The organism is Herbidospora yilanensis (assembly GCF_001570565.1).
GTDB classification, from domain to species: domain Bacteria; phylum Actinomycetota; class Actinomycetes; order Streptosporangiales; family Streptosporangiaceae; genus Herbidospora; species Herbidospora yilanensis.
This window is the reverse complement of sequence record NZ_BBXE01000030.1, coordinates 130488-149029: the sequence shown is the minus strand read 5'-3', so window position 1 is coordinate 149029 and position 18542 is coordinate 130488. Positions and strand designations below refer to the sequence as shown.

Here is an 18542-nt window from a genome sequence, read left to right as displayed (position 1 = left end):
GCCTCTCGCCCCGGGAGGCGCATTCCTATAGTGAGCAGGTGGAGGGAGGGGGGATGGCACTGCAGCCGGCTCCACGGCCACCCGGCCCCTATTTTTTCCTCAGCTACGCTCACACCCCCAACGAGGATCCCAAGGCGAACCGGTGGGTCGCCAAGCTCTTCAAAGACCTGTGCGACCACGTCCTGGAGATGACCGATCTGCCCGACCCCTCGATGGCGGGCTTCATGGACACCGGTCTGCTCACCGGGCACCTGTGGCACCGGCGATTAGCCGAGGCCCTGGCCACCTGCCGGGTCTTCGTCCCGCTCTACTCCCGGCGTTACTTCGTCAGCCAGAACTGCGGTCGTGAGTGGACGGCCTTCGTCCAGCGGCTCAACAGCCAGCCCGGGTTCGAAGGCCGCCGCCCTGAGGCGATCATCCCGGCGTTGTGGACGCCGATGCAGCCCGAAGCGCTCCCCCTGGTCGCCCGATCGATCCAGTTCGCCCACGAGAAACTCGGGCCCCGCTACCGCGACGAGGGCTTCTACGGCCTGACCAAACTGGCCGTCCGCCGCCCGTCCTACCAGGTGGCCACCCACGCGCTGGCCAACCGCATCGTCGAGGTGGGCGAGAGCACCCGGCTGGAGCCGATCGAGCCGCTCGACTTCCCCTCGCTCACCAGCGCGTTCGAAGACTTCGACGCGGCCCAGTCGCTGACCCTCACCGTGGTCGTGCCCGACCGCGACCGGCTGCCCGCCAGCCGCGACCCCTACTTCTACGGGCGCCTGCCGGAAGAGTGGAACCCGTTCCGCAGCGAGGAGCAACCGCGGTCGCTGTTCTACTACGCGCTCGAACTGGCCACCGCCAACGGTTTCCGCACGGAGATCGGATCGTTGTCGGACTTCCGTCCCGACCTGCTCGCCGGCAAACAGCCCACCGGGCCGGGTGTGATGATCATCGATCCGTGGGCGGTGACAGATCCGGTCTGCCTGGCCGCGCTGGCCGCCTTCGACCAGGCGGAGCTCCCGTGGGTCAGCGTGATCATCCCCTGGAACCGGGACGACGCCGAGACCGCTTCGCGCGAGACCCAGTTGCGGTCGGCGCTGCGGGCGACGCTGCACAAACGATGGTCCGATCTGTCCACGGAGTCCATCGACCACTACTCCCAATTCCGGCGGGCCTTCCCCGACGCGCTGAACCGGGCGGGCAACCAGTTCCTGCGCAAGGCCACGCCGTACCCCCCGAAGGGCAGCAAGACCGATGGACGCGGAGGACCCGATGGATGACGGCGAAGGCCGGATCATCACGTTCTACTCGTACAAGGGCGGGACGGGACGCACGATGGCGCTGGCCAACACGGCCTGGGTGCTGGCCGCGAACGGCAAGCGCGTCCTCGTCGTCGACTGGGACCTGGAGTCGCCCGGCCTGCACAAGTTCTTCCACCCCTTCCTCGAGGACGAGGTGATCGCCTCGACCCCCGGGGTGATCGACATCATCAACGAGTACGTCTGGGCCGCCATCCGGCCGCAGCAGCGGGCCACCGACTGGCACCTCGACTACGCGAAGGTGATGCCGCACGCCGTGTCGCTCGAATGGGAGTTCCCCGGCGAGGGCACCCTCGACTTCGTCTCGGCCGGGCAGCAGAACCGCGACTACTCGTCGCTGGTGTCCACCTTCGACTGGGACAACCTGTACGACCGGCTCGGCGGCGGGTTGTTCTTCGACGCGATGCGCGCCGACATGAAGGCCAACTACGACTTCACGCTGATCGACAGCCGGACCGGCCGCAGCGACATCGCCGACATCTGCACGCTGCACCTGCCCGACATGCTGGTCGACTGCTTCACGATGGCCGACCAGAGCATCGAGGGGGCCGCCAAGGTGGCCCGGTACATCGAGGAACGCATCCGCACCAAACCCATCCGCATCCTGCCGGTGCCGATGCGCATCGACGACGGGGAGAAGGAGAAGCTCGACGCCGGACGCCAGCTCGCCCGCAGCCGGTTCGACAACCTGCCCTCGGGCATGACCGCCGACGAGCGCAACCGCTATTGGGGCGCCGTTGAGATCCCGTACAAGCGCTTCTACGCCTTCGAGGAGACGCTCGCCACCTTCGGCGACGGCTCCGGGTCGCCGAACTCGCTGCTGGCCGCGTATGAACGGCTGACCGGGGCGATCACCGACGGCGAGGTGACCGCGCTGCCTCCGATGGACGGCGCGCTCCGCACCCGCTGGCTCGACGCCTTCACCCGCCGTCGCGTGGCCGACCAGGCCGACGTCCTGCTCAGCTACGTGCCGGAAGACCGGATGTGGACCGACTGGATCAGGTCGGTGCTGGAACGCGCGGGCGCCCGGGTCGTGCCGAAGGCGCTCTCGCCCGGCGGGAACGAACCGGCCTTCGACCCGCACATGCAGGTCATGGCGGTCGTGTCACCGGCGTACATGCGGGTGGTCACGGAGCTCGACGGCCTGCGGCAGACGTCCGACCTGCTGAACCCCCGGTCGCTGATCGCGCTGCGGGTGGCCGACGTGCGGCTGACCGCGCCGTTCGCCGACCAGCCGCCCGTCGACCTGCTCCGGCTGACGGCCGAGCAGGCGACCGAGGCCCTTTTGCACGCCATCGGGCGCGACCCCCGCGGCTACCCCGCCGACCTGCAGCTCGGCTCGCGCTTCCCCGGCTCGGTGCCGCCGATCTGGAACGTCGGCCCCCGGAACAACACCTTCACCGGCCGCAGCACCGCGATGGAGACCCTTCGCGACCAGCTCATGGGCGTCAACCGCACCATCGCCCAGCCGGAGCAGACCATCGCGCTGCACGGCCTGGGCGGCGTGGGCAAGACCCAGGTCGCCCTGGAGTACGCCCACCGCTTCCGGGCCGACTACGACCTGGTCTGGTGGATCTCCGCCGAACAGCCCGACCTGATCAACACCGCCCTCGCCGAGCTGGCCACCAAGCTCAACATCCGGTACGGCGACAGCGTCGTGGCCGGCGCCGAGGCGGCCAGGGAGGCGCTCCGGATCGGGCAGATGCGCTGGCTGCTGATCTTCGACAACGCCCGCGACCCCGAGCAGGTCCAGAAGTACCTGCCCGGAGGCGCCGGCCACATCCTGGTGACCTCCAGGAACCGCTCCTGGGCCGACGTCGCGGCCCCGCTGGAGGTGGACGTCTTCAGCGAGGACGAGAGCCTGGAGCACTTCAGGCGCAGGGTCCCGTCGCTCGAACGCGACGGCGCGCTCGCCGTCGCCGAGGAGCTCGGCCATCTGCCGCTGGCGATCGAGCAGGCCGCCGCCTGGCTCGCGGAGACCGCCATCCCGGCCGCCGACTACCTGGCCCAGCTCAAGCAGAGCGCCGAGCTCCTGCTGACCGAACCGCCCCGCGGCTACCCGCTGCCGGTGGCGCAGACCTGGAACATCTCGCTGGCGCAGTTGAAGGAACGCTCGCCTGCGGCGGTCCGGCTGCTGCAACTGTGCGCCTTCTTCGCGCCCGAGCCGATCTCCCAGGAGCTCATCTACAGCGACGAGATGATGCGCTCGCTGCTCAAGTACGACCCCAACCTCCGCGGCGAGAAGGTCATGATCGCCCGGCTGATCCGCGAGGTGACCCGCTTCGCCCTCGCGAAGGTCGACCCGGCCACCAACACGATCCAGTTGCACCGGCTGGTGCAGACCGTCATCCGCAACCAGATGACCACCGAGGAGGCCGAGTCCACCTCGCACGAGGTGCACGACATCCTGGTCGGGGCGCGCCCCAGGAAGGGCGAGGTCGACGACCCGTCGAACTGGCCCCGGTACGACATCATCTGGCCCCACCTGCTGCCCTCCGAGGCGGAGAACTGCATGGAGGAGGACACCCGCAAACTGCTCACCGACCGCGTGCGCTACTACAACCGGCGCGGCGAATACGTCAACGCCCTCGACCTGGGCCAGCGGCTGGCCGACTTCTGGGAGACCAAGTTCGGCCAGGTGGAACGGCAGCGGCTGCTGCTGCTGCACAACATCAGCAACGCGCACCGCTGGCTCGGCAAGACGCAGACCTCGCTGCGGCTCAACGAGTGGACGCTGCGGCAGCAGCGGGCCCTGCTGGGCGAGGACCACCCCCACACCCTGCTCACCCGCGGCACCCTGGGCGCCGACCTGCGCGCCAACGGCGAGTTCGAGAAGGCCCTGGCGCTGGCCCGCGAGACCTACGAGCTCTGGAGAGACCTCTACGGCGAGGACTACGACAAGACGCTCAACGCCGCCAACAACCTCGCGGTCTCCTATCGGCTGGTCGGCGACTGCTTCAGCGCCCGCGACCTCGACCAGGACACCTACGACCGGATGAACCAGGTCTTCGGCCCCCTCCACCCCGACACGCTGAGCAGTGCCCAGAACCTCGGCCGCGACCTGAGGGAGGCGGGCTACTACCGGGAGTCGGCGGAGTGGCTGGCCACGACGATCGGCAAGTACCGGGAGGCCGTCGACGACGACCACATCGAACCGCTCCGGGCGGAGAAGAGCCTGTCGGTGTCCCTCCGCAAGGCGGGCCGCCACGAAGAGGCGTTCGTCATCGCCAAACGGGTCGCCGACATGTTCCTCCAGCGTTACCCCTCCCACCCGGAGACCCCCGCCGCGCTCCTGGAGCTCGCCTCCTGCCGGTCGGCCCTCGAAGACAAGCAGGGCGCCTACGAACTGGCGGAGTCGACGCGCGAGAAGTACGTGGAGCTGTTCTGGCCCGGCCACCCCTATGCCCGGGTCGCCGCCAACAACGTGGCCATCTACCTGCGCGCGCTCGGCCGCGCCGAAGAGGCGATCGCGCTGGGCGACGAGACCCTCGACGCCTTCCGCGACCATCTCGGCGCGGCCCACCCGTTCACCCTCACCTGCATGATCAATCTCGGCAACGCGCTGTCGGACCTGGGCGACCACCCGCGGGCCGAGGCGCTGTTCCGCGAGTCCCGCGACGGCCTCGTCAAGACGCTCGGCGGACGCCACCCCGACACCATCGTCTGCCAGGCCAACCTGGCGATCACCCTGCTCGAATCGGGCCGCACGGCTCAGGCGGGCGAACTCCAGGCCGAGACCCTCGACGCCATGGCCGACCGGCTGGGCGACACCCATCCGCTGATCGCGTCGCTGAAGAGCTGGCGCCGCATCAACCGGGACCTGGAGCCTCAGCCGACCTGATCCTGCGTGAGCCACACGAGCACGTCGGGCAGGACGTCGAGGGCGCCGAAGTGGGCGACGCCCCGCCCGATGCGCAACATCGCCCCGGGGATGCGCCGGCCGAGCCACCGGGCGTGGCTGACCGGGGAGAACACGTCGTTCTCGCCGTGCCACAACAACGTCGGCACCCGGATCGCGGCCGGGTCGAAGGTCCAGTCGGAGCAGAAGGCGAGCACGTCGTCGACCCAGCCGTCACTGGAGTCGCGCAGGCCCTCGGCGAAGTTGCGCAGCAGCATGCGGCGGATGCCGATGTCGGCGACGGTGCGCCGGTCGGACTCGGGCGCCTCCAGCGCGAGCCCGGAGATCTTGCCGGCGGGGTCGGCCCGGATCTGCGCGGCGGCCGCCCCGAGGCTGGCCGCCACCGCCGGGAGGCCGACCCCCGCGACCGTGAACTCGCGCACGTTGGAGGCCGTCATGCCGTCGAACCAGTCGAGCCCGTCGGCTCCCTTGGGCGCCAGGCCGACCAGCGCCGCCGCCCGCACGACCCGGCCCGGCAGGAGCGCGGCGCACGCCAGGGCGTGGGGGGCGCCGCCCGACCGCCCCACGACGGCGAACCGCTCCAGGCCCAGCCGGTCGGCGATGGCCGCGACGTCGGCGGCGCCGCTGGCGATGGTCCGGCCGGGATGCCGGTCGGACTCGCCGTAGCCGGGCCGGTCGAAGGTGATGAGCCGGATGCCGAGGCGGTAGAGCACCGACGGCCGGGGCGCGGGGCCGACCCGGCTGCCCGGGGTGCCGTGGAGGAGGAAGACCGGCCGGCCACCGGCCGCCCCCTTCTCCTCGACTGCGAGCCTCCGGCCGTCCGGCGTCTCCACCTTCACGGTCAAGGTTCCTCCCCCGCCTTCGGCCGTCGTCGAATCCCCCGCTTACCGTACTTTGTACTTCCTCATCGCAAATGTTCCAAGAAGGGAAGAGTGACCAGTCCTCCCGCACCGCATGACCGCTCCCCGGACGCACATCTTTGCCGAATCGAAATCAAATAAGCAGACATCTGGGCCAATCAGCGCTTTACTAGCAGGTTGGCCTTGACCGCCCGCATGCACACGCCCCGACGCCACCCCGTGATTCGTCAAAAGACGACCAGAACATCGAATCACCAGTATGCTTCGAAACCTCGGGTGTTTCCCGGCCTGCTTCGGCATGGCCTGACCCCGTATCGGCACCAGCCCACGAGGCAATAGGTGTGTTTCCGGCTGCCCATTGTCCGTACGGCTGCAAAGGAGAGTTTTTTGAACTCTCCCGCGTCCGGCCCGCCGATCACCAAAAGGCAGCGGGCCAAACTGCGAAAACACACCATCCGGCTGCGCCGTCAGCGGTCGAATTTCCGGCGGGCCGTCGCGAGCATCGCGACCTCGTCGATCGGGTCACGGACACTGGGCATAATCTATCCGTTGCTCGCCGTGGCCGAGGGCGCGTCACCCATCCAGGTCGGCCTGGTGACCTTCGCGCTGACCGTGCCCGGCCTGCTGTTCTACATGCCCGCCGGGGTGCTGGCCGATCGGCTGAACCCTCGTTCGATCATGCTCTTCACCGAATTCATGCGCGGAATCGCGGTCTTCTCCGTCCTCCTCCTCGCCTGTGTGCACACGGTCGCCATATATCACCTCGTTCTGGTCGCATTTCTCGAAGGAGCACTCGGAGTCGTCTATTCTCTCGCGGACACGGCGCTCCTTTCGAAATTGATCCCCGACGAGAACATGACCAAAAGAGTGGCCGCGAGCGAGACGGGCGTGCATTTCGCGGTGCTGACGGGACGGCCTCTGGGCGGCCTGCTCTTCCAATTGGGCGCGCCGGTGGCGCTCTTCGCGAACGCCGTGTTGTTCGTCTGTTCGGGGCTGTTCCTGTCGGCCATCGCCGACTTCAGGAAACGCCGCCGCCGGGCCGACTCCGCCCGCCATCGACAGCGAGAAGACGTCCGATGGAGCGCCCGCCGGCTCCTCGCGGAGACGCGCACCGGCGTGACGGAGCTGAACCGCCACCAATTCATGCGGAACGCGGTCTTCGCCACGACGACCACGAATTTGGCCATCAACACCGTCATCGTCATTTTCCTCGCCGGATCGGCCGACGTGCCGCCGTGGCTGGTGGGAATCGTCCTGGCGGGAGGCGGAATCGGGGGGGCCGTCGGCTCGAATCTGGCCCGGTTGAAGGTCGTGCAGAAATACACGAGACCAAGCACCGGCGCGCTGCTCGCCCAGATGTGGATCTGGGTGTTCGCCCTGGGCATCACCACTCTCACCGAGCCGATGTACTACGGGCTCGCCACCCTGGTGACGGGCTGCGCCGGCTCGCTGATGAACGTGTCGATCCGGACCTACGAGCTGCGCAACGTCGACCGCGCCAAACTCGCGCGGGTGGTGAGCGTGCACCGGCTGGCCTCGCACGCGGCGGTCTGCCTGGCGGCGCCGCTGGGCGGCTGGCTGGCCATGATCGGGTCGGGGCACAACGCGACCGGCTTCATCCTCGCATTCACCCTCGTCATGGCGATCGGCGCGTCCGCCGTGATGCCGCGGTGGCGCGGCGTGCCCGAAGTGCTCAGCTCTCCCCGCTGAGGGCTCTCGCCTCGTTCTTCAGGTGCCGGGGCAGGCTCGGCGAGCGGGCCTTGAGCGCCCGCCTGGCGTGTTCCCGCGCCGTGTCCCTGGCCGTCTCGTCAGCCGGGTCGCGCTCGGCCTGCGCCAGGTTGATCCACGCCGAGTAGAGCCACACCGGGCCGCTGTCGGGAGCGTCGTCGAGCGCCTCGCGGATCTCCTTCTTGATCGCCGGCGCGGACTCCTGCGCGTCGGCCAGCCTGGCCGACGCCAGCGCGTGGGCGGCCTTGGTGGACGGCCACTGCAGAGGGCTGGCCCGTTCGAGGTCGGCGAGCGCGGCCTCGGACCGCCCCATGCTCGCCAGGATCTCGCCGCGGGCCTGGAGCGCGTCGAGCGCGTCGCCGTCCTGCTCCAGCACGCCGGTGACCGTGTCGCGGGCGAGCGCGGGGGCGCCGTCGTGCCACAGGGCCCAGGCGAAGGCGGTCTTGATGCTCAGGTCGTGGCGATATCGGCCCTGCGCGATGTTGAGCTCCTCGACGGCGAGGTCGGGGCGCCCCTGCGCGAGCCGCAGCCAGCCCATGCCGACCAGCAGGCGGCCCACCGCGTCGAAGGCGCTGATCGACTCGAACAACTCCGCCGCCCTGAGGTAGTGGTCGATGGAGGCGGCGTACTCCTGCTCCTGATGGGCGATGTTGCCGAGGAAGGTGTGGATCTCCGCCTCCAGCCGCCGGTCGCCCCTGACCCGGTCGAGCGCGGCCCGCGCCTGCGCCTTGGCCTGTTCGAGGTCGCGGTCGCGGAGCGCGAGCTCGGCCGAGCCCAGCAGGTCGCCGGGGTCGGTGCCCGATGCGGACAGGTCGACCGGCCCGGCCGCCTGGAGGATGGGCTGGATGAGCCGGTCGTGCGACAACTCGCACCATTCGGCGTCGCGCAGCAGGATGTCGCGCCGGGCGAGCGCCTGGATGACCGTGTTGTCCATGCCCGCGGTGACGTTCTCCCTGACCCGGACCCTGCGCCGGGTGACCAGCTGGGTGACGAACGTGCGGGCCAGCCACGACAGCAGCCGCCCGGTGTCGCCGTCGAGGTGGGCGGCGGCGACCTCCCGGACCATGAGCTCGCAGTAGGTGGTGACCTGCTTGTCGGTGGCCGCGACGTCGCCGACGTGGGCCTCGGTGATGGTGCGCACGCCGGGCGGCAGCGAGCGCCACAACATCGAGCAGGCGGCCTGGAGCCGCACCGGCTCGGCTCTGGGGTCACCCGGGGGCGAGTCGGCGGTCAGGTCGCGGAGCAGCCGGTCGACCGCGGGCCGGTCGTAGATGCGGCCGGTGCCGCGGACCGGCCCGGTGACGGCCTCGCGCGCCTCGTCGGGTTCGAGGGCGTCGAGCCGGACCCGGCGATGGTCGTTGGCGACCAGCTTGCGGCCGTACGGCATGATCGAGGCGAGGTGGTCGTCGCGGACGCACATGAGCAGCCGGAGGTTCTTGTCGGCGTCGAGAGCCCGTTTGAGCTGGTCGAGGAACCACTCCCGGTAGACGTGGCGCTGGGCGAAGTCGTCGAAGAGCTCCTCGGCCTGGTCGATCGCCAGCAGCACCAGCATCGGATCGCCGTACGGGTCCTGCCGGGCGGGACGGCTGCGCAGGTAACTCTCCAGCGTCAGGCCGGCGAGCCGGGCCGGGGACTCCCGGGGCGCCCACGCCGACAGGAGCGCGAAGACGTGGGGGTTGTGCTGCGGGGGCAGGGCCGCGGTCGGGTAGGTCGCGCCGTCGACGACCGGGAACGCCGAGCCGTAGGACACGCGGCCGACCGGCAGGGTGTCGGTGGTCTCGGGATCGAGCAGCGGCAGCACGCCGGCCTGGAGCAGCGAGGTCTTACCGGAGCCGGAGGGGCCGTGGAGGATGGTGAGACGGTTGGCCTGCCAGTGGGCGGCCAGGTCGTGAGCCGCCCGCTCCCGGCCGAAGAACCGGTAGGCGTCGTCGGCGCGGAACGCCCGCAGGCCGACGTAGGGCTGGTGTGCCGCCGGACCTCCACTGCCCCAATTCACGTCGTCATCCGCCCTAGAAGTTGCTTGCTGAACTCTTCGGCCGTCCCCCAGAAAATCGAGACCTTCCACTCCCCATAGTGCTGCTCCATCTGCCGTTGCAACACTTTCACCGCGGCGTCGTCGCCTTCCGGTGACAACTGAACGCTCAGATGCCGGCGGCGGTTGATTCCCGGCACCGCGCGGTTGAGGCTGTTGAACAGCAGCCGGAAGGTCCAGTCTTGCAGGCTGTAGCCGATGAACAACAGCGACCGGGTGGTGAGGGCGCCGAGAATCACCGGTGGGAGCATGGTAGGTTCATCCGACGCCCGATCAAAGGCCAGATTGGTGAGGAATTCGAGATAGTCGTCTTCGGTCACCACGATCGACTCGGGCATTCCCAGGCGGCCGTGCAGGTGATAGACGAGCGGCGCGTCGGGCCGGGGATTCCAGCCGATCCTGCGCCGGAACATTTCCTCGTCGAAGGTGATGCCCGGATTCCACGGGCAGAGCATCACGTTGGGATCCTTGCCGACGGCGCGTAACGACCTGACGATGAAGTCGTCGTAATTGGTGGTCAGATAGACCGGCAACGGAAAACGCGCGAGCATGGCGTGGGGTTCGGCCGGGTCGCCGAAATCGGGGATGGCGCCGGTCGACAGCACCTGGCAGATCTTCTCCTTGACGTACACTGCCTCACCGAACTTCACCGTGCCGTATTGGGCGACCCGGGTCAGATTTCCCCTGTCGGAATAGGGATATTCCCACTGGTCGGCCAGGGTCCCACTGAGTTCGGAGCCCGATGGGAGCACTCCGGCGCAGGCTCCGGCCCCCAGAAACGGCGTACAGGCGCCTTTGGTCAACTGGAAGATCAAACGTTCCCAGTCACGCTCGTCCATCTCGTGCAAAGAAACACCTCGCGGTCGAACCGGCCCACGGCCACTCTCCGGCACGATATATCGGTTCTGATCGCTTGTGGGCCGGTCCGTCGCACCCGCACGGCCGCGGGCGGCGTCCGTTAATAGCTGCTCTGGAACCTCGCGACGGGCTCGCCCTCGGCGAGCACCCAGTCCAGAGCCGGACGCTGCACGCTCATCGCCATGAGATCCCCGAGCGACAACGACCCGTAATTGGGGATCCCACCGTTCTGATTTTCCTGCATGTGCTCTCCTCGCACCCTGAGGGCGGGTTACGGGCGTCCTTTTTCCGGTATCAGGACCGGCTCCTCCCCAGGAGGTCTCCCCGCAACGTCACCATGCTTCCTTACGATTCTGTGATGACCGGGGCGGTGAATCAAGCTTTAGTATTGCGGCATAATCCAAGGTTCCCGTGGTGGGACAGTGGCGGAGGTTTCCCGTGGAGTCTTCCCATGCAGCGCACTCGACGTCCGATCGGGTCCCACTGGTCTGGGAGCGGGTTCCGCCGAAGAACCCCCACTTCACCGGACGTGAAGATCTCCTGCTCGCCCTCCGCGACAACATCACCCAGGTGAGTTCGGTGGTGCTCGAACCGAAGGCGAACGCCCTGCAGGGGCAGGGCGGTGTCGGGAAGACCCAGCTCGCGATCGAATACGCCTGGCGTTATCGGCGGCATTACGACGTCGTCTACTGGATTCCCTCCGAGAAACGCGAACTCGTGCCGGCCTCGCTCGCCGCGCTGGCCTCCCACCTCGGCCTGCCGCCCAGTGCCGGCCTGGGCATCGAAGAGACGGCCCGCACGGTGAAACGCGCGCTGGAGCGGGGTGAGCCCTACCGCAAGTGGCTGCTCATCTTCGACAACGCCGTCGACCCGGCCTCGCTGAGCGACTACATCCCCGGCGGCCCGGGGCACGCCCTCATCACCTCGCGCAACCCGCAGTGGGGCAGCAGGGTGCAGAGCCTGCGCGTCGACGTGTTCGACCGTGCGGAGAGCAAGACCTTCCTGGCCAACCGCATCCGCCGGGAGATGCCCGACGAGAAGCTCGACCTCCTGGCCGAGAAGCTCGGCGACCTGCCGATCGCGCTGGAGCAGGCGGGCGCCCTGATGTACGAGACCGCGATGGACATCGACGAGTACATCACCCTGCTCGAGTCGCAGACCACCGGGCTGATGGGCATGGGCAAGTCCGACGACTACCCGCAGTCGATGGCGGCGGCCTGGCAGTTGTCGGTGCACCAGCTCCGCACCCGGTTGCCCCAGGCGATCGACATCCTGCGCTGTTGCGCGTTCTTCGGCCCCGAACCGATCCCGCGCGACGTCTTCCGCCGCGGCACCGAGGCCGAGACCCCGCGCATCGCCCCGATCCTCGACGACCCGCTGCTGCTCACGAAGGCGCTGAGCGGCCTCGGCCGGTTCGCCCTGGCGAAGATCGACTCGACCACCCGCACGATCCAGGTCCACCGGCTGATCCAGACCCTGCTCCGCGAGGAGCTCGACCCGGGGCAGCAGCACGACATCCGGCACGAGGTGCATCTCCTGCTCGCGCACTCCGCGCCGAAAGACCCGGAGGACAACGCGAACTGGAAGGCGTTCGAGGAACTGGTGCCGCACATCGGCTACTCCAACCTGGCCGAGTGCGCGATGCCCAACGTCCGGGAGTTCGCGCTCAACACCGTGCGATACCTCTACCGCGCCGGGAACTACGAACTGGCCCGCGCCCAGGTCGAGGAGCTGATCCAGAAGTGGACCGAGCGCGCGGGGCGCGACGACCACCCCGACGTGCTGGTGGCACGGAAGCACCTCGGCAACATCCTGCGCGGCATGGGCGAATACACGCTGGCCTACCAGACCGACCACGACACGCTGGAGGCGATGCGCAAGGAGCTGGGGCCCGACCACTCCGAGACGTTGTGGGCGACCAACAGCTACGGCAGCACGCTGCGTGTCGCCGGGGAGTTCCAGCGGGCCCGCGAGCAGGACGGCGAACTGCTGCGCAGCTACCGCAAGGCCACCACCGCCCCCGACACCACCGGCATGTTCCGCGTACGCCACAACCTGGCGATCGACCACTCCCTGACGGGCGACTACGCCACCGCCCGCGACATGTTCCAGGTCCTGCTGCGCGACCTCAGCACGGCCCGGACCGGCGTGGGGCCGTCGATGGTGCTGAGCACCTGGAGCGCGCTGTCGAGGGCGGTGCGCCTCTGCGGCGACTACGACATGGCCGTCTACCTCGGGCAGGACGCCTTCGACTACGGCCGTCAGCAGTTGTCGCTCGACAACCACGGCACCCTGCTGGCCGCCAAGGACCTGTCGATCGCGTTGCGGCGCCGCGGCGACCTCGACGAGGCGCTCGACCTGGCCGACACCACCTACACCGGGCTGCGGCGCCTGCTCGGCGCCCTCCACTCCGACACCCTGGCCGCCGGGGTGAACCTGTCCAACGCCCACCGGGCGAAGGGCGACCTCGACAAGGCCTACGCCCTGGCGCTGGAGATGACCCCCCTCTACGCCCGGGTCTTCGACGCCGACCACCCCTTCGCCCACACCACCCGGAGCAACCTCGCGGTGCTGCTGCGCCTGCGCGGAGACGCCGCGGAGGCCAGGAGGGTCAACCAGGAGGCGGCCGAGGCGCTGGCCGTCCGGCTCGGCTGGGATCACGACTATCCGCTGACCTGCCTGATCAACATGCAGTCCGACCTCGCGGCGCTCGGCGAGATCGAGCAGGCCGTCAAGGGCGGCCGGGAGCTGCACCAACGGCTGCGCGACGCCTTCGGCGACGACCACTTCATGACGTTGTCGGCGGCCGCCAACCTCGCGCTCGACCTGCGCGCGTCCGGCGCCGCCGCCGAGGCCGACGCGCTGAAGGCCGAGGTGCTGCGGCGCTACCAGGACCTCGACGGCATCAACCAGCCCGACGCCGTCTCCACCGCGCAGGACCGCCGGATCAATACCGACTTCGACCCTCAGCCGCTCTAGACGCCGTCTCGTTGCGCTGCTCCCAGGCCCGCCGTCGCGCCGACTGCGCGCGGCGGGCCTCGTCGAGCGCCCCGGCGCCGACCGGCTCTCCGGTCCAGGCGCCGAGCGTGCGGGCCATGCCTTCGGTGAACCGCACCCCCTCGGCGGTGAGCCCCCGGCCGGCCAGCAGCGTCTGCGTCGCCTCGTAGGCGGCCGCGCGCCACTGCGCGAACTCGAACTCGGCGCGGGGATGCCCGGTCGCCCGTTCACGGCGCCAGAAGCCGGTCACCCCGAGGTAGGCGTAGGTGCCGTTGAGCAGGCCGCCGGCCGGGCGGGGGTCGGGCCGCCAGGGCGCGTAGTAGAGGTCGCCGGTGTCGGGGAGCGTCAGGGGGACGACGTCCATGAGGGCGTAGAGCTTGACGTGCTGGGTCTCGTGGGCGAAGGTCTCGGCGAGTGACACGCCGTCGGGCGGGGCCGACAGGGCGATGGCGCCGAACGCCTCCCGCGACGACTCGCTCTGCGGCCGGTCGGAGGGTGCGCCGAGGGGAGTGAGCACGCCGACGGCGGTGGCGACCTCGTCGCGCACCGTCCAGTGGCGTTCGGACAGGACGTCCCAGGCCTCGCGGAGGCGGGACTGCCAGACTTCCCGTTCCGGCGCGTCGAGGCGGGGCAGGTCGACGCCGCCGCCGGGCCAGCGGTGGGGATCGAGGTCGTCGACGGTGACGGTGTAGGCGCCCGCGCTGATCCGGGCGAGGGGGCGCCAGCCGTCGACGGGGTGTCCGCCGACCCGGACGCCTCCGGGGCCGACGCTCAGGTCGAACACGCCGGTGGCGGGGAAGCCGCCGACGGAGGGCAGGGTGACCCAGCCGTGCCGGGAGCTCACCGGGAGGCGGCATTCGCGGCCGGCGAGGTGGGCGGCGGCGAGCGCGACCGCGGCGAGCCTGGCCGGGTCGGCCGTGCCGCGCAGGCACTGGGCCGCCCAGGCTCCGACCGCCGGGTAGCGGAGCACCGTCTCGACCGCGCCGCTCGCGCCGCGCTGCAGGTCGGCGAGCACGGCGAAGGCCTCTTCCGCCACCTTCACCTCGGGGAACGCCTCGACGACGCCGCGCAGCAGCATGAGGTGCCGGCTGAACTGGGCCGAGCGCAGCTCCTCCATGGCTGCGGCTCCCCCGCCGCCCGACGCCAGCGCCGAGAAGGCCGTGTCGGAGATGCGGTGCGGGAGGATGCTCATCGGTTTCCCCTCATCCGGGCCACGTCTTCGGCGAAAACCCGGTGAATATGGCTGACCAGCGCGTAGAGGTCGGGGCAGTAGACGCTCGGATTCCGGAATCCGGAATTCTCGTCGTAGCGGTGGGCATAGAGGCCGCCGCCGCACGCGCTGACGACGTCGCATTCACGGCACACCGGCGAGAGCGCCTCCACGCCGATCTGCCGGGCCACCAGTGAAGGAAGTCGCAACGCCGCGTCGAAGGGGTCGCGCAACACGTGGAGCGGAGTGGCCGCCGCCCCGTGATATGCGGATTTCAGAATATCGGACTGTTCTATGGAACCATCGGTCTCCACCACTGCCAGGAGCGCCGGGGAAAGCCCGATCGATTCGCTGCGGGACGGTCGTCCGGTTATCAGGCGGAGAATCTCGGTGAAAAGCCGGACCTCGGTTTCGGCGGTGCGATACCAGCGGTCGAAGATCGGGATGAGCCAGTCGGCGTAGGGGGTCGACGACGACCCGGCGTCGCGGAACGGCGGCGGGGTCGACCAGTTGCCGTGCGGCAGCAGGAAGTCGACGGCCGGCGGGTCGAAGGCCAGCAGCGCCTCGTAGGTCTTCAGCGGGTCGTTGCGGACGTCGATCGTGCACAGCAGGCCGCTGAACAGGCCGTGGTAGCGGCTGCGGGACAACCGCCTGATGGCCTCGCTGACCAGCGCGTGGCTGCCCCGGCCGTCGCGGAAGAGGCGGTGGCGGTCGTGGGCGGCGGCGTCGCCGTCGAGGGAGATGCCGACCCGGATGCCGAGCCGCTCGAAGAGTTTCAGGAACTCCTCGTCGAGGCGCATCCCGTTGGTCTGGACGCTGACGTTGACGACGCTGCCGGTGTCCATCTCCCGGCGGATGGCGCGGACGAGGTAGGCGATGAACTCGGGGCCGGCCAGCAGCGGCTCGCCGCCGTGGAGGATGACGTCGACCTCGGTGAGGCCGTGGGTCATCGCGTGTTCGCCGATGCGCAGGGCCACTTTTCCCGCGATGGCCTCGGACATGCGCCGGGGCTGGTTGCGCCAGTTCTGGTCGGCCATTTCGTACACGTAGCAATGGCGGCAGGCGAGGTCGCAACGGCTGTGAATCTTCAGAATGAACTGGCGGAAGGCATGCGGTTTCCACCCCGACGCCAGGAGGGCCTCGACGTCGAGGGATGCCGGAAATGGCGGGCGTCCCAATTCAGGTAATGTGATCGCGGTCCCCTTCGCCCTGTCGGCGCCGACCTGACGTACCTCCGCGATTACTGTCTCTCACGGCTTTTCCCGTCGCGTCAAGATTTCCGGCGCGGACGCCTCTTCCCACACCCGGTCGAACTGCTGGATCCAGTACCGATACCAGCGCTCATTACGCCCCGCCACCAACTCCAGATGCATGCGCGACGACGTCGACGGATTATGGAACCCGTGAAACTCGACGATCACCCGCCCGTGTGGCGTGTCGGGGTCGACGAGCACCAGTGAGAATCCGGGGTTGTACGGAAACAACCGATAGGAGAACGCCCCCTCGGTCCGCCACCCGGCGATCAGTTTCAGCCGTTCGAGGGTCGAGGCGAGGGACTGCGGCAGCCGCTGGATGGGGAACTCCAGGGAGTCGTCGAGCTGCCGGGCGGCGATGGCGATGGCCGCGGTTTCCGCGGGGTCGAGCACGACCACCCGGACCGCCCCGTTGCGCCGGGTCAGGACGGTCTTGCGCAGCAGCTCGCACGTCTGCGGTGACAGGAGGTTGACCGCCGAGGGGGCGAAGATCCGGACGTCGCGGGCGTCGCGCAGCAGCACCGGCAGCGGGAGCTCCTCGAAGACGGTCCGGTCGTGCAGCAGGTCGGCGGGGGCGGGCGCGGCGCCGACGAGCGTGAGGCGATAGATGAGCAGGCCGACGCCGGAGAGCAGAACGGCCCATCGCAGGTCGTCGTCGAGGGCGTCGCTCACCAGCGACAGGATGGCGAACGTGAACACGACCACCGTCAGGGCATACGTGTCGAGGTGGTTGCGGGCCTTGAGGTCGCCGACCAGGCGACGCCACCACGTCACGACCCTTCATATGCCCGTTTATGGAGTTAAATCCACCCGCTGGAGTCTCGCCACTGCGTGTGTCGCCGTGATGACGTATGGGTGGCGCGGCAGGTCGGCGGGATCGTCGGGTGTGACGCGCCGGTGTGCGCGCTGCTCGCCGACCAGGAGGTGGAGCCCTCGCGATTGTTGCCGTTCCGCGGCCAGGAGGAGGTCCTGAACGCCGACGTCGTCGTGCTCACCACGACCGCACAGGCCGGCACGCTCGATCGGAAGGCCGCCGAGGCGGCGGGATGGGGGCCGGTGGAGAACCAGGTCGCGCGGGTCAGGCCGCAGCGGCGGCACGCCGAGCCCGTCGAGGTGGTCATCCCGGCGATCGGGCTGCGGTCCCGGCTGGAGCGGCTGACGCTCGACTCGCCGACCGGTCCGGGGGTGTTCGCGGAACTCGGCGCGCTCAAGCCGGGCCACCGGATCCTCGTCCGGCTCAAGGACCGGCGAACCCTGACGTTCCGGGTTGAAGAGGTGCGTACCCACGAGAAGAAGGATTTCCCCACCCGTGACGTCTACGGCGCCTCCCCCCGACGCCCGGCTCCGCCTCATCACCTGCGGGGGCACGTTCGACACCGGCGCGGGCCACTACGCCGGCAACGTCATCGTCTTCGCCGCGCTGGAACGTCAGAGCCGCCAGGTCCGGACCGTGGCCGTGGAAGACGGTGCCCTGGCCGCCCTCGCCGATCAAGCCGGTCAGCGTGTGGCTTCCGACCTGCCGCGGGTCGCCCGGCCGCAGAGGTCGGGGAACCGGCATGACCACACGATAACCGCACGAACAACGCGTGAACTATTCTTTCGCCGTGCCGGTTAGAAAGGGGCTGCTGCCGCCCGAGCTCCGCGAGCTGTTCGCCGACGACGGCGTGCGGCGCGAGCTCACCGTGGAGTTGCCTCCCGGCGTGACCGTGTGGCCCGACCCGACGTTCGAACGCGGGCGCCCGCACCGGCGGCCGGCGTTCTGGCTGAGCGACGACCCCGTGTCCGGCGAGTTGTGGTCGCGGTTACGGGCCGAACATCCCGCCTCGGGCCTGTGGCCGCTGCTGCTGGAGGAGTCGGTGCAGCCGTGGTCGGTCGGGCAGATCGCCCCCGACGACGCCGACCGCATCGACCTGTTCCACGCCCAGGCGTTCATGGACGAGGTGTGGGCCGACTGGGTGGAGACGGCCTCCCACGACCAGATCGGCAACCTGGAGCCCTTCGGGCCGGTCTCCCCCGGCCTGGCCGAGCCCGGCGTCCCGGTGGCCCACCCCGACGTGGTCGCCGACTGGTACGCGCGCGAACTGGCCCGCAACGGCACCCCCCTGGGCCTGGTCGCGGCCGACCGCGGCGCCGACGCGCTGGCGGTCATGGGCTGGCAGGGCGCGGTCAACCACAACGAGTGGGCGGTGCCCATGGCGGCGGTCGTGCGCTCGTGGGAGGAGCGGTTCGGCGCGCGGGTGGTCGGGGTCGGGTTCAACACCCTCGACCTGAGCGTGGCCGCGCCGCCGACGACCTCGCTGCACGCCGTCCACGTGGCCGCCGAGCACTGGACGTTCTGCCCCGACACGATCGTGCAGGGCCCCGGCACGCTGGAGGACTACGCCGAGCTGATCAAGGGGCGCAACGCCTGGTCGTTCTGGTGGGACTGAGTCTTCCCGTAC

At 69.6% G+C, this 18542-nt stretch carries 13 protein-coding genes; 6 read left to right on the top strand and 7 right to left on the bottom strand.

Annotated features, from left to right (window positions below; translation table 11 throughout):
• The first annotated feature begins 53 nt into the window (after positions 1–53).
• Together AW273_RS24390 and fxsT (AW273_RS24385) are read left to right on the top strand one after the other, a co-directional pair.
• Complete coding sequence (locus AW273_RS24390) at positions 54–1265, top strand: TIR-like protein FxsC (RefSeq protein WP_062352380.1); 1212 nt, start codon at positions 54–56, stop codon at positions 1263–1265.
• Positions 1258–5145 carry an FxSxx-COOH system tetratricopeptide repeat protein gene (fxsT, locus tag AW273_RS24385; protein WP_062352455.1) on the top strand — a complete coding sequence of 1296 codons (3888 nt, stop codon included), beginning with the start codon at positions 1258–1260 and terminating at the stop codon, positions 5143–5145. Before AW273_RS24390 ends, fxsT (AW273_RS24385) begins: the two co-directional genes overlap by 8 nt.
• Here the strand turns inward: fxsT (AW273_RS24385) and AW273_RS24380 are convergent.
• Complete coding sequence (locus AW273_RS24380) at positions 5133–6002, bottom strand: alpha/beta fold hydrolase (protein ID WP_232327571.1); 870 nt, start codon at positions 6000–6002, stop codon at positions 5133–5135. The genes fxsT (AW273_RS24385) and AW273_RS24380 overlap by 13 nt on opposite strands.
• Before the next feature lie 360 nt (positions 6003–6362).
• On the opposite strand from AW273_RS24380, the gene AW273_RS24375 reads away from it, so the two are divergent.
• Positions 6363–7733, top strand: coding sequence for an MFS transporter (locus AW273_RS24375; RefSeq protein WP_083950007.1), 1371 nt, complete (start codon positions 6363–6365; stop codon positions 7731–7733).
• On the opposite strand, the gene AW273_RS24370 is transcribed toward AW273_RS24375, so the two are convergent.
• From AW273_RS24370 to AW273_RS37425, 3 genes are all read right to left on the bottom strand, one after another.
• A complete protein-coding gene (locus AW273_RS24370; protein ID WP_062352375.1) occupies positions 7717–9747 on the bottom strand; it encodes an nSTAND1 domain-containing NTPase in 2031 nt (676 codons plus the stop codon). The genes AW273_RS24375 and AW273_RS24370 overlap by 17 nt on opposite strands.
• Positions 9744–10622, bottom strand: a complete 879-nt coding sequence (locus AW273_RS24365) for an SIR2 family NAD-dependent protein deacylase (RefSeq protein WP_083950006.1) — start codon at positions 10620–10622, stop codon at positions 9744–9746. The genes AW273_RS24370 and AW273_RS24365 overlap by 4 nt, the downstream gene beginning before the upstream one ends.
• Positions 10623–10741: 119 nt before the next feature.
• The gene (locus tag AW273_RS37425; protein ID WP_157556096.1) at positions 10742–10885 is read right to left on the bottom strand and encodes a hypothetical protein; all 144 of its coding nucleotides are present in this window, start codon (positions 10883–10885) and stop codon (positions 10742–10744) included.
• A 194-nt stretch (positions 10886–11079) separates the two neighbouring features.
• On the opposite strand from AW273_RS37425, the gene fxsT (AW273_RS24360) reads away from it, so the two are divergent.
• On the top strand, positions 11080–13620 hold the full coding sequence (gene fxsT / locus AW273_RS24360; RefSeq protein WP_062352369.1) for an FxSxx-COOH system tetratricopeptide repeat protein: 2541 nt from the start codon (positions 11080–11082) through the stop codon (positions 13618–13620).
• Here fxsT (AW273_RS24360) and AW273_RS24355 read toward each other — a convergent pair.
• From AW273_RS24355 to AW273_RS24345, 3 genes are all read right to left on the bottom strand, one after another.
• A complete protein-coding gene (locus tag AW273_RS24355; RefSeq protein ID WP_062352366.1) occupies positions 13589–14830 on the bottom strand; it encodes an HEXXH motif domain-containing protein in 1242 nt (413 codons plus the stop codon). The two genes, fxsT (AW273_RS24360) and AW273_RS24355, sit on opposite strands and share 32 nt — an antisense overlap.
• On the bottom strand, positions 14827–16026 hold the full coding sequence (locus tag AW273_RS24350; RefSeq protein ID WP_062352364.1) for an FxsB family cyclophane-forming radical SAM/SPASM peptide maturase: 1200 nt from the start codon (positions 16024–16026) through the stop codon (positions 14827–14829). Before AW273_RS24350 ends, AW273_RS24355 begins: the two co-directional genes overlap by 4 nt.
• Before the next feature lie 72 nt (positions 16027–16098).
• Positions 16099–16875 carry a hypothetical protein gene (locus AW273_RS24345; RefSeq protein WP_062352363.1) on the bottom strand — a complete coding sequence of 259 codons (777 nt, stop codon included), beginning with the start codon at positions 16873–16875 and terminating at the stop codon, positions 16099–16101.
• Positions 16876–16956: 81 nt separating this feature from the next.
• Between AW273_RS24345 and AW273_RS38775 the strand changes: the two genes are divergently transcribed.
• Both AW273_RS38775 and AW273_RS24330 read left to right on the top strand, forming a co-directional pair.
• Positions 16957–17661 (top strand): class F sortase, encoded by a 705-nt coding sequence (locus AW273_RS38775; protein ID WP_157556094.1) that lies wholly within the window; start codon positions 16957–16959, stop codon positions 17659–17661.
• 44 nt (positions 17662–17705) lie between these two features.
• Positions 17706–18530: a DUF4253 domain-containing protein gene (locus tag AW273_RS24330; RefSeq protein WP_062352355.1), complete on the top strand. Its 825-nt coding sequence runs from the start codon at positions 17706–17708 to the stop codon at positions 18528–18530.
• Positions 18531–18542 lie beyond the last annotated feature (12 nt).

Bases quoted from the DNA above. Each gene is read 5' to 3' on its own strand.
- AW273_RS24390 (WP_062352380.1), top strand. From the start codon at position 54: ATGGCACTGCAGCCGGCTCCACGGCCACCCGGCCCCTATTTTTTCCTC.
- fxsT (WP_062352455.1), top strand. From the start codon at position 1,258: ATGGATGACGGCGAAGGCCGGATCATCACGTTCTACTCGTACAAGGGC.
- AW273_RS24365 (WP_083950006.1), bottom strand. From the start codon at position 10,622: ATGGACGAGCGTGACTGGGAACGTTTGATCTTCCAGTTGACCAAAGGC.
- AW273_RS37425 (WP_157556096.1), bottom strand. From the start codon at position 10,885: ATGCAGGAAAATCAGAACGGTGGGATCCCCAATTACGGGTCGTTGTCG.
- AW273_RS24355 (WP_062352366.1), bottom strand. From the start codon at position 14,830: ATGAGCATCCTCCCGCACCGCATCTCCGACACGGCCTTCTCGGCGCTG.